This is a genomic window from Paenibacillus gyeongsangnamensis (assembly GCF_027533625.1).
Taxonomy (GTDB): domain Bacteria; phylum Bacillota; class Bacilli; order Paenibacillales; family NBRC-103111; genus Paenibacillus_G; species Paenibacillus_G gyeongsangnamensis.
Genome location: NZ_JAQAGZ010000024.1, coordinates 128,067 through 140,373, shown reverse-complemented (window position 1 = coordinate 140,373; position 12,307 = coordinate 128,067). Strand labels below are relative to the sequence as shown.

Below are 12,307 nucleotides of genomic sequence, written 5' to 3'. Positions count from 1 at the left end.
GACTCTACGAACCCCAGGAGGTGATCCGACAAAAAGCTTGACATAACACATCCAACACATCCACCTATTTTCTTGCTTATTAGGAAATATCTGAAAACGGCAAGATAGGGTGGGTCTAGTTCGATGCGGACTTTTTTAGGGACACCTCCCAAAAAAGTTACGGTACTTCAAGATTTTTTCCAATTAAGGTCTTGACATCGTACCGCTGCTCTTTTAATAAAATTTATTATAAACTAATTATTCACTCATTCAGGTGGAGAATCAATATTGTTTTTTCTATTGAAATCATAAATCATAACTATGAATGTCTCCTCTTTTTCGGGAAAAGGCTATCAGCGTCCTGTTGATCCAAAACGTTGCCACGATTTTGCATTTTATTTGTCTAATTGCGACGACGGATTATTCATGCCAATTTTTTTCTAACGACACAAATGTCCCGACATTACATCATCAGCTTCTTGATAAACAAAAAAACTACGACGGAATAACCAATGCACCAAACTTTTCCTCTAGCTGTTTAAGGTAACTTTCTGGATTTGGCCGGAGCACGAGGATGACTGCGGATATTTATCCCCAGGAGCTACCGCCTCAGAATCATTGGTTTTTCTAATTATAATCATAATTAACATGATATTGATCAATTGGTTTTTCGGTATTAGACTGAAAACGTGTAATATCAAATCATTGCCTTGGGGAATGGAATTAAAGAAAAAAGATGATCCGAGAGTTAAGAGGGAGGTAGTCGCAGTGGGCGTACGGTGTTTGAAAATGGCGGTCATTTACATTTTAAGAGTGAATGGGCCAAAAAAAACAGTAATGAAGGATATCACTTTCAAAAAGATCGTGAAGCGTTCGATCGCGCTCAAAGAGCAAAGAGAGCGTCGATCGGATGCTAAGCGACCTAAAGAAGGAAGGCATCATCGATATGGCGGACGGCCATGTGGTCGTCAAATCGTTGAACGAACTGAAACCGTTCTGTCAATGTCCTTCGTATCCGGCCTGTCCATGTGAAATTTGCCGAATTTGATTATTATTGCCCGATTCTATAATGAGGATGAGGTTAACAAAAAAAATATGAGGTGATATACATGCTGTATTCGAAAATAATTGTTGCGTATGACGGATCCGAACATTCGGAAAAGGCGCTTGAATCGGCGATCAAGCTTGCTGAACAGAATCATTTCTCCGAACTGAAAGTGATCTATGTGGTACCGTTTCCAGAAATGGTTATGGGCGGTGAAGGGTTTCTTTTATTACCTTCGGATTCACAAAATAAAATAGCTTCAGCAATCGTGGAAAAAGCCAAAAAAGCGTTGGAAGGGCTGCCATATGTTAATGTCTTTTTTAAAAAGGGCCATCCTGCCAAAACAATTTTAGAATATACCGATAGCGAGGGTGGCGATCTGATCGTGGTCGGCAGCAGGGGGTTAGGCGCTATTGGCGAGTTCGTATTGGGCAGTGTCAGCCATAACATCGTTCAGCATGCCAAGGTGCCTGTATTGGTTGTAAAATAAGGGAGCATCACGAAACGGAAATAATGTATGCTAAGCGATAGTTATAACATCGAAGCATTATTCTTGAAAATTAGGTTGACCTGAATCTCTTGCTGGGCGTGGAAAGTTAGCCCGTAGGCAGAGTGTGGGGGCGAGGCTATCCATGGGGAAGATCGACACGTTGTCGGGCGCGTCCGGGTTGTCGGGCACAATTTGAAGAGAGCGTGTGTGGGCACAAGGGTTAGTTGCACTAACGGGTAACGATAGCAAGGCGATGGAGCCGATCCATCGCTTGTTTATGTTTTCGCACAATCCGCTCAACTAAAGGGCAGCATAGTTTAATATGTTTGTTTAATCCTGCTAAAACGTTTCCCCATCATGATATTATCGAATTAAATACATGGGGTGTGTTTATGAAAAAAGATCTTTTTAAGCTGAACTTTGATGTAGAAGATGCAAGTATATTCGAGTTACAGGGCGCGATGGAGCATAGAAAAATTACTTCAAGAGAATTGGTGTTTTATTATTTATCCCGTATTGCAAAATATGATCAGGATGGTCCTCACATAAATTCCATTATGGAAATTAATCCGGATGCTATTTTCATTGCGGAGACACTTGATTTAGAATGGCATCGTAAGGGTAGTAGAGGACCTCTTCATGGCATTCCAATTCTAGTGAAGGATAATATCGAAAACGGAGACAAGATGCGTACGAGTGCGGGAGCATTAGCATTGGCCCAGCATGTGAGTACGGAGGATGCTTTCCTGATTCGGCGGCTAAGAGAATCCGGAGCCATCATTTTGGGCAAGACAAATATGACGGAATGGGCCAACGGTGTTTCCTCAACTATGTGGGCAGGTTATAGCCCGAAGGGCGGTCCTGCGGGCATTATCCCATTTTATAATGGGATAATTGAACGCGAAATATTTGATTTTTTATACCTGCAGAAGGGGCTGTCCCATAAGTAGTTCAAACTACTGGGAAACAGCCTTGGCTTATAAAATAGCCATCAATTTAGCAAAAAAGAGCGATGTTCTTGGTCAGGTTCCCACGAACGATCGCTCTTTTTGCTTTACTTTTGCCCACTTGAGCAGATTATGGGCAAGAGAAAGCCACCCGACCTCCAGGCTCACTTTGGGCAAGCCGCGAAGCAGGAATCGCCGGATGCTCCGGTTATTTTCATCTGTCCAAACACACTTTCCGGTTCAATCAATCGGCGTACGGACAGCTTGTATCCTTCCTCGCTTTGCAGCAGTTCTCGTGCCTGCCGCTTCTGCCTGAGGTAATTCATGCTGAGCCGAATTTTCCGGGTTCCTTTTGCTTTCGTACAGTCGCTCTTTGAGGGGCAACCCGTGCAGTCCGTACTTCGATAATGACGAAGTTTTATTTCATAGCCACTTTCGGTTTTTTGCTTGCTTTCATAAAGAAAAGTCAAGGATTGACTGCCAGGACACTGCCACGTGTCGCTTGCTTCCTCATACGACCAATTTTCTACCTTGCTGATGTCCGTTTTTCCATTTCTTCGACTTCTCTTTGTGGTAGGTGCTGTATTTGACCACGGCCTTGACCTGTTCTTTCTCCAGATAGGCGTAATTTTCTTCTCCGCCATATCCGGTATCGGCAATGACGGTTCCCGGCAGTTTGCCGAGCGCCGACTTCATCGTGAACTTGTTGGCGTTGGCCTCGATTTTGGTGCCGTCCACGAAATAATGCTCCAGCTTGACGTAGCCGGCTTCCACCAGGAATTGAAGGATGGCGGTGAACACTTTTTCCAGCACATCCTTCATCCGCTCCGAGCGAAACCGATTGATGGTGCGGAAATCTGGACGCTGTCGGTCTGCGATCCACATAAAAATAGCGTCATCCAGCCGGTTTACAGCGGCGTTGACGATGCGAACAAGATGATTTTGTGGGATATCTTCCTCAAGCTCCATTGGCAGACAGAGTTGGTCCATGCTATATTGGATGTACAAATAAACCTCTCCTTTGAAATGGTTGCTCGTCACTTCCATTTTACCAAGGAAAGGTTTCTTTTGTCGTTAGACGATATTGTGGGGCTGAACCCTTTTGGGACAGCCCCTTTCTTTCGTTCTACCTGGCTTCGAAAGCACCGATGTCAACGATGCCGCCTTGAATTCTCGCGTTCCCGTCATAATCCGTGTCGCCAATGTTGGGCAAATTTTGTCCTGCGTTAATCGCAAGCGATACAGACTGCAAATGCAAATCGGGCGTTGTGAGGTTCATGAATTTCGGATCGGCAAAGATGGAATGCGAATCGTTTCCGGTCGCGCTTTTGTAATTCGCAAAACCGGTGTACGAGACATTTTTCCACTGCCACAATCCGGCTTGATCCCCGGAAGTCGTAAAGTAAAGATTCGAGTCAAGAACATTCCCGGCATTTTCCGTAAACGGATTGGAAATCAAAACGTTCGTGGCGCTGCCGTAAATCAAATTGTTTTGAACCGTATTATTTTGGGTGTTGTAATTAAACGTAATTTGACCGTAGTTCATGGCGAGAGTATCGTTGCTAAAGATCGTGTTATTCAGAAAAAAGCAGTTTTGGGTATATCCCCGATATTGATCGTAGCCGCCGAGCGTTATTCCGGACATGATGTTACGATAAATCAAATTGTTCCTTACGGTGACGCCGCTTGCATAATGACCTGCATGCTCGCTTGTCACTTCAATCCCGATATCATTATCGTGTGTATCATTTCGTTCAATGACAATATCTTTTCCGCCATCAACGTAAATTCCTCCTGCCGAATATCCGGTATACGAGGAGTTTCCGTTCGATGAATTATTGTAAACAACATTTGTGACAACAGTGCCGTTTCGCGCTTGATCCAGTGTGGAATCGGGCGATACTCCTTCAAACCCAATCATGACAATTCCAATGTTATTGTTATCATGAACCTTGTTGTTGGTCACTTGAAATGTGTCCACATTGCCATTGATGGAGACAGCTTCACTGAGTCCCAGTTTCAGATTCGCCACTTCGTTATGATCGATCACGATATGGTTCAGATTGTTAACCGAATCCGATGAAGTACCGAAAACCGCAATTCCGAGGGCATTTCCGCCTTGAAAACCGGTCTCGATATGATGTACATAATTATTGAGAATTTCAATATACTGACCCGTCCCTTCAATATGAACACCAATCGGGATATCGCTTACTACTCCGGCACGGAAATTGCGAATTTCAAACCCTTGTAAGCGGATGTAGCTTTTGTTCGCAATATTGAATAGTCCAGTATTTGATGCGGGTAGGTTCGTACCGTCAATCACAGGCGTTTCGCCGGCATAGTTTTGGAACGTAATATAGCCGTTTAAGCTTGAACCCGAGTTTGTGACCGTAACGGATTCGTTATAAATGCCCCCTCTAACAAGGATCGTGCTCCCTGCCCCTGCGACATCCGCCGCTTTTTGAATCGTTCGAAAAGGGGCGTCCACGGAAGTACCCAAATTCCCGTCATTGCCGTTAGGCGAAACGTAGTAAATAGCACTGGCGGCGGCCGCTGTGTTCCATTTTCCAGCCCCAAACCATGTACAGGAAAGTAAACCTAGGGCCAATGCCCCAACAAAAACTTTTTTCATAGTCAGAATCACTTGTTTCCTCACTCCTCCTATCAAATTTGCTTACAATGGATAGTATAGAAGAACGTTCTTTCAGGAATCATAGCGAATTCTTAACGTTACCTTAAGATTCATCTTTGATCGGGTAACGAGATCCGAAAAACGGTGGAGTATGCTTCCGAGTGAATGAGATCGAGGGTACCTCCATGCTTTTCGACGATTTTTTTGGAGATGGAAAGTCCAAGTCCGGTTCCGCCCGTACTGGATCGTGTTTCGTCACCGCGTACAAACGGATCGAAGATCGATTGATGAAGGGATTCCGGGATGCCAACGCCGGTATCGGCAAATTCGAGAATGACCTGATTCGGCACTTTCTTTACTTGAATGAACAGGCGGGTACCTTCAGGATTGTATTTGACCGTGTTCGTGATCAAGTTAGACACTACACGGGCCATCTGCTTCCGATCGAAAGGGTAAAGAATGGATATGTCTGGAATGTCGAGTTCCAGTACAATCCCATGCCGCTCAATTTCAGTATAATGTTCAGCGATCAGTTCACGGGTCCATTCGCATAGATCCGCTTCCTCTATGTTGAATGAGTAGGTAGGTGTATCAAGAAGAGTGATTTCGAACAAGGAATCCATGAGCATCTGAACTCGCTCCGATTTATGGAAAATCGTAGACAAATAACGGTTTTGTTGGTCGGTATCGGTAATCATTCCATCGTGAAGCGCTTTTGCAAAGCTTTGAATAGTAGATATGGGCGTTCTCAAATCGTGGGCAATATCGGCAAGCAATTTTCTTTTGCCCAGCTCCAAGTTGCGGTTTTCGGCTTCCGACTTCTGAAGTTGATCAGCCATGTAATTAAAAGCGTCGCGGATCGTCAGAAACTCGCTTTCCGCTTCGAATTGCAAACGAACTTTGTAGTTGCCTTGAATCATGATTTCAATTCCTTCGGTTATTTGCTGCAGGGGAACCTTGATTTTTCGTGCGGAAAGGCGGCTGTAGATAAAAATAACGAGAGAAGATGACAGGATAAATCCTGCGATCGAGGTGAAAACATAGCGATGGACTAGTTTGTCGCGTCGTTTCGAATCCAGCATTTTATCGTTGTCTACCCGATCCATAGGTATTTTCACTAAATAGTAATACGGTTGATCGTTTCGGGTAAAGGCAGCCATGGAATAATAAAAATCATTATTGTTGTTTTCGAGATTTTTCAACAATTCCGATTCCGTATACGCGGTCCTCTCTTCTCCCTGCTTTCCCCAAACTGCGACAATATGTTGATGTCCGTCCAATGTCTCGACCCAGCCGTTCTCACGCTCCAATTGGGCGAGGAGGGACTTCGTATCCGACCCGGCTAGAAAATCGCTCGCATGAATCATGTCGGTCTGCGTATCCTCGTAGCTTTGGTCGATGCTATAAAATACATATAATACATTACAGACGCCGATTGCGCTCACAATCGTGACGAGGAGCAAGTATTGCAGAAATAATGTACGATTGATTTGCTTTTTTCGAAGCTCCATATCAACTAAACCTTCCTCATTTTGTACCCAAGTCCCCTTATCGTGATCAAATAAGGTTGTTCGGATTCGGATTCGATTTTGTCACGAAGTTTACTGATACAGACCATCACGGTATTATCGTCTGCCCCATAAAAGTCTCCCCAAACCGATTCGTAAATCTGTTTTTTCGTAAAGACTCGATCCGGATGTTCCATAAGCATGCGAAGCAACTTGAATTCTGTTGAGGTTAGGGGGATAGCCGCACCATTTTTATATAGTTGGCAGCTATTGGTGTCCAAAGTCAAAGCTCCGATTCTAAGTGTGTGAGATGGTTTACCGGGTTCCATACCCGGATTCAGTTGATAATATCTTCTTAACTGCGCTTGGATGCGTGCGATCACTTCGAGTGGGTTAAAAGGTTTTGTCATATAATCGTCGGCACCAAGCCCAAGTCCCAAAATTTTATCGTGGTCTTGAATGCGGGCGGATAATAGAATAATCGGGATATTTCGCGTGAGCCGAATCTCTTTTATGACCTGGAACCCGTTCATGTCCGGCATCATGATATCGAGTACGGCAAGATCGATGTCGCCTGTGCCCATGGCTGCAATAGCTTCTGATCCCGAGTGGGCTGTAACTGTTTGAAAGCCTTCTTTCTCCAAATAAAGACTGAGAATCTCGACAATTTCTTTTTCGTCATCGGCGATTAAGATAGTATGAGACACGAAGGTATCCCCCCATTTATTCGATCTTGTGAGGCTATGAGAAAGATTATAGCACATTTTGTCGATATTCTCGGATAATGTAATGGTACTGCCAGTTAAGGCAATTGTTACTGCTGAAGCCTGATTCGCGCGCCTTTGGCGGCGAGCCCAACCGCTCGCAGCCGAAGGCGTTTTTTTGGTTGATAAGAATTTATAAGTTTTCGTAACTTACAGCTTCGCATCAACCTTGATAAACGCGCTGGTCCTTGTAAGACAAGGACGGCGTAGCCGTTTATCCTGGTCACGAAGCCGCCTGCGGGCATTGTATGCTATAATGGGAGAAATGCTAGTTTAGGAGTGATGCGTTGTGCTTCAAGAACAATCCGCGGATAAGCGGGTGCTGCTGGTGGACGGGATGGCGCTGCTGTTCCGCGCTTTCTACGCCACATCCTACGGTGGATATATTATGAAAACGAGCGCGGGGGTACCGACGAATGCGGTATACGGCTTCGTGAAATATTTCTGGGACGCGGCCATGAAATTCCGCCCTACCCATATCGTCTGCTGCTGGGACATGGGAAGCAAAACGTTCCGTACGGAGCAGTTCGCCCTTTATAAGGCGAACCGGGTCGATTGCCCGGAGGAGCTGATTCCCCAGTTCGAGCTGGTGAAGGAGATGACGGAAAGCTTCGGCGTCGTCAATATCGGACTGCCTGGGTTTGAAGCGGACGATTGCATCGGCACCCTCGCCAAGCTGTACCGCACGGAGGCCGAAGTATACATACTGACAGGGGACCATGATATGCTGCAGCTCGTGGACGAGCGGATCAACGTGGTCATCATGAAGAAGGGGCAGGGCAACTATGCCGTGTACACGCCGGAGGCGCTGCTTGAAGAGAAGCAGTTGACCCCGCAGCAGTTCATCGACCTGAAGGGGCTGATGGGCGACACGGCGGACAATTATCCGGGCGTGAAGGGGATCGGGGAGAAGACGGCGATCAAGCTGCTCGTCGAATACGGCTCGGTCGAGGGCATCATCGAAAATTTAGAGCAGCTGCCCAAAGGGGTCCGCACCAAGATCGAAACCCAGCTCGACATGCTGCACCTGTCCCGGGAACTGGCCCGGATCCGCTGCGACGCGCCGGTGGAATGCGCTCTGCAGTCGGCGTTGTGGGTGCTTGACCGCGCCTCCGTCATGTCGAAGTTCGAGGAATTGGAGTTCAAGGGCTTAGAGAGGCTGATCAGTTAACAAGCCAAGGGTGCCAGCTCCTTCGGCCGGGAATAGGGATGCTGCAACGTATCGGGTTTTATCCGGCCGACGTCAACATGAAAAAGACGACCTTATTCAATAAATTTGAATAAAGGTCGTCTTTTTATTGGGCTATTTGAAAAGCTTCGAAAAAGATGCTAGTTCTTCAGCGGCCGCGAGGAAAATAAGGCCTTTTTTTAGTTGATAAGAATTTATAAGTCTTCGTAACTTATAGCTTCGCATCAACCTTGGTAAACGCGCTGGTCCTTGTAAGACAAGGACGGCGTAGCCGTTTATCCTGGGTTTAAAAAAGATGTCGATTTGTGAGAGTTTTGTGAGATTAGCTTGATAAAATAAGCTTTAGATCCTATAAAACGGTTGTACAATCATTAATCATAGGTACAAAATCGAAAAAAGTTAAGGGTGAATTCTTTGATCGATAGTCTGAATCCTTTATGGATCATCGCGGGCGTCATTCTGTTTGTTTGTGTCCTGCTGAGCGTTTTTAAGGCAATAATATACCAGTAAACAAACGGAAGACATATTTTAAATATGACTAAGAAGCAATTATTTACACTACTCGGAATGGAGTCATATTGTAATGACAGTATGAGTATGCAATCATAATTAAGATAACATTTTTTTTGGAAGAAGAGGCCCATTCTATTGAAGAAAATTAATTACAGCAAACTGATCGGGATCTTTTTGATTTTCTCGTTAACTATTGCGCTATTTACTGGAGTATATTCCCTGACCACACCGGGTGCCAATACGCCGACTGCCAAGCACGGGGTGCTGGATTTATCCAATTGGGACTTTTCCGGCAAGGGATTGGTTAACCTGAATGGAGAGTGGGAGTTTTATGAAGGCGAACTGCTGGAGCCGGCTGATTTCTTCCAAGGGAGGCGAGCGGAAGCCTCCTTTTTACGTGTGCCTAGTATTTGGTTAGGAAAAGAATTGGATGGAGGCATGAGCAGAAAAGGCTTCGGAACTTATCGTTTGAAAGTCATTGTACACGACGAAAATCAAATCTATGGCATGAAAATCAATAGTATCCGTATGTCTCACCGATTGTATATTAATGGTCGTTTAGAAGGTCAAAGCGGACAGCCTGCAGCGGACATAAACGGAAATATACCGGGCAATACCCCATATAGCGCCTTCTTTTATTCCGATGGGCGCGAAATCGAAATTGTTATACAAGTGGCAAATTACATGTACATGACGGGAGGCATCGTTAATTCCATCCAGTTTGGCTTGTACGGTGACATAAACACGTTAAACGGATTACGACTGGGTACCAATATCGCGGCCGTCTTGATTATGGGCATGTTTGGCACTTATCATCTCAGCTTCTATTTCTTGCGCAGGCGGGAGAAACCTTATCTTTTTAGCGGAACGTATTTGCTAACTCTCTTGGTCATACAACTCCTGCTGGATGAGAAGATCGCTCTTAAATTAATGCCGAATATTCCTTTTATATTCGCTTACAAGCTGCTTGATTTCAGCATTTTTCTTAGTGCAGCTATTAGCATACTGTTTTTTTATTCTATTGATGCACGTCTTATGTCATACCGAAAAATGCTTCTGCTCAATTCCCCGAATGTTGTTTACATGGCAGCAGTCGTGGCGCTTCCTTATCCCGTACACAGTGAAATGAAGGCGTTTTTCTTTACCTACTTAGGTTTTGTGACCTTATATCTGCTTGGCAGAATGGTCTTTTTGTACATCAAGAATGAGCGGGATTCGTCCGGTCGCAAGGAATTGATTTTGTTCATTGGCACCGTTCTTTCGTTAGGAATTTATATGATATTCGGCATGCTCTACACGGAGAATACGGTAAAAACCGATTTGATAGGGAAAATCGGCGTGGTGGGATTCATTTCCTTTATGAATATTTTGCTCGCTTTTCGATTCACTAATGCCTATGAAAAAACAGAAATGCTTTCAAATCAGCTGACACTAGCCAATCAACTGAAGGACGAATTTTTGGCAAATACCTCGCACGAAATCAAAACTCCTCTGCATGGAATTATGAATATTACTTCAGAGTTGCTGGATGACGAGGAGCAGGCCTTATCTGCAAAGCATAAACAAAATCTCTGGTTGATCAAGGATACTTCGATCAAGCTGTCCATGCTGATTCACGATTTGATTGATGTCACTCGTTTAAAACACGGGGAGCTGCGTTTATACCCGACGGTTGTTGATTTAAAGGTGCTGACACAAATTGTATTGGACGTGCTGCAATTTGAACTGGCGGGTAAAAATGTGGAGCTGAACAATTTGGTCGATTCAGATCTATGGGCGTTGGCGGACGAAAATCGGTTGCGTCAAATTTTGTACAATCTTGTCCAGAATGCTATAAAACATACTCACAATGGGTCAATTAATGTGGTCTCCTATATCGTTGGTGATATGGTACATATGACCATTGAGGATACCGGATCGGGAATTGCAGCTGAGAAGCATGAGGCTATTTTTGAATATTTTGAGCAGTTAAGCGAGCCGCCGCCTCAGGATGGCTATACCAGTATGGGAGTTGGTTTGTACGTTAGCCGCAAGCTGGTAGAACGAATGGGGGGGGGGATTTGGGTCGAGTGGTCGGAGGCAGGAGTCGGCACACGAATCGCCTTTACGCTGCCTATTGTGAGCCATGTACAGGCTTATCTGGAAACAGCAGGTACCGTAATGAATCAATCACGAATGATTAGCGAGGAGATTCCGCTGGATTTTCTGGGCCAACATGATCACACAATCCTGATTGTGGACGATGAAGTTTCCAACATCCATATTTTATTAAATATATTAAAGCGTCATCAGTATAACGTCATAACGGCATTCTCGGCAAAAGAGGCAATTGCCAAATTGCAAGAGTATCCCCAAGTGGATTTGGCGATTCTGGATGTGATGATGCCGAGAGTATCGGGGATTGAGCTGTGTCAAATGCTGCGCAGCCAATATTCGATTCTGGATATGCCTATCCTTTTTGCGACCGTCAAGGATACTCCCCAGGATATCGCTCTTGGCTTTAGAGCGGGAGCCAACGATTATATCACTAAACCATTTAATGCAGAGACTTTGATCGCAAGAATCCAAACTTTGCTAGCTATGAAAACGGCGATGCAGGACGCCATTCATAATGAATTGGCTTTTCATCAAGCCCAAATCAAGCCGCATTTTTTATACAATGCACTTAGCAGCGTGATCTCCTTTTGTTATACAGACGGAGATAAAGCAGCCTACCTCTTATCGATGCTCAGTCAATATTTGCGCTATATTTTGGATATGGACCATAGTACGCTTTTCGTCCCGCTTTATCGTGAATTGGAACTGCTCGATGCTTATGTCGAGATTGAAAAAGCCCGCTTCCGCGATCGATTCGACTTTGTAAGCCATGTAGAGGAAAGTGTTCGAGATATAGAGATTCCTTCGCTATGTATCCAACCGTTTGTTGAGAATGCGATCCGTCACGGATTATTCGAAAAGGAGGGGTACGGTACAGTATCGCTTTCGATTTATGAAGGGGGCGAGTATGTGAAAGTGGTCATTGAAGATGATGGAGTGGGTATTCCGGACGATTTGTTGTATAAAATGCTCAAAGGCGATGGGAAGAGCGGCGGAATCGGTATTCAAAATATCCGAAAGCGACTCGATGCCATACAAGGCGCTACAATGAACATCAATTCAGAATTGGGACGTGGAACAATTGTAACGCTATATTTGCCGTTATCCCCAAAAAAACATCCAAACGAATTGGAGGGATAA

7 protein-coding genes and 2 pseudogenes are annotated in these 12,307 nt (G+C 44.8%); 5 read left to right on the top strand and 4 right to left on the bottom strand.

All coding sequences use genetic code 11. From position 1 onward, the window contains the following. Positions 1-747: 747 nt before the first annotated feature. The 3 genes and pseudogenes from O9H85_RS30060 to O9H85_RS30050 all read left to right on the top strand — a co-directional run. Positions 748-1,011, top strand: coding sequence for a hypothetical protein (locus O9H85_RS30060; protein WP_269885092.1), 264 nt, complete (start codon positions 748-750; stop codon positions 1,009-1,011). Positions 1,012-1,088: 77 nt separating this feature from the next. Beyond that, positions 1,089-1,514 carry a universal stress protein gene (locus O9H85_RS30055; RefSeq protein WP_269885091.1) on the top strand — a complete coding sequence of 142 codons (426 nt, stop codon included), beginning with the start codon at positions 1,089-1,091 and terminating at the stop codon, positions 1,512-1,514. Between the two features lie 392 nt (positions 1,515-1,906). After that, positions 1,907-2,404, top strand: a pseudogene (locus O9H85_RS30050) (amidase family protein); the annotation flags it as partial. Between the two features lie 132 nt (positions 2,405-2,536). Here the strand turns inward: O9H85_RS30050 and O9H85_RS30045 are convergent. The 4 genes and pseudogenes from O9H85_RS30045 to O9H85_RS30030 all read right to left on the bottom strand — a co-directional run bounded on the left by O9H85_RS30045 (position 2,537) and on the right by O9H85_RS30030 (position 7,311). Then, positions 2,537-3,469: pseudogene (locus tag O9H85_RS30045) on the bottom strand (transposase). 118 nt (positions 3,470-3,587) lie between these two features. Further along, positions 3,588-5,096, bottom strand: coding sequence for a choice-of-anchor Q domain-containing protein (locus O9H85_RS30040; RefSeq protein WP_409348223.1), 1,509 nt, complete (start codon positions 5,094-5,096; stop codon positions 3,588-3,590). A 110-nt stretch (positions 5,097-5,206) separates the two neighbouring features. Then, on the bottom strand, positions 5,207-6,376 hold the full coding sequence (locus O9H85_RS30035) for a HAMP domain-containing sensor histidine kinase (protein WP_269885089.1): 1,170 nt from the start codon (positions 6,374-6,376) through the stop codon (positions 5,207-5,209). Between the two features lie 236 nt (positions 6,377-6,612). Further along, a complete protein-coding gene (locus O9H85_RS30030) occupies positions 6,613-7,311 on the bottom strand; it encodes a response regulator transcription factor (protein ID WP_269885088.1) in 699 nt (232 codons plus the stop codon). Positions 7,312-7,657: 346 nt separating this feature from the next. Between O9H85_RS30030 and O9H85_RS30025 the strand changes: the two genes are divergently transcribed. Both O9H85_RS30025 and O9H85_RS30020 read left to right on the top strand, forming a co-directional pair. Beyond that, positions 7,658-8,539: a 5'-3' exonuclease gene (locus tag O9H85_RS30025; RefSeq protein WP_269885087.1), complete on the top strand. Its 882-nt coding sequence runs from the start codon at positions 7,658-7,660 to the stop codon at positions 8,537-8,539. A 666-nt stretch (positions 8,540-9,205) separates the two neighbouring features. Beyond that, positions 9,206-12,307, top strand: coding sequence for a hybrid sensor histidine kinase/response regulator (locus O9H85_RS30020; RefSeq protein ID WP_269885086.1), 3,102 nt, complete (start codon positions 9,206-9,208; stop codon positions 12,305-12,307).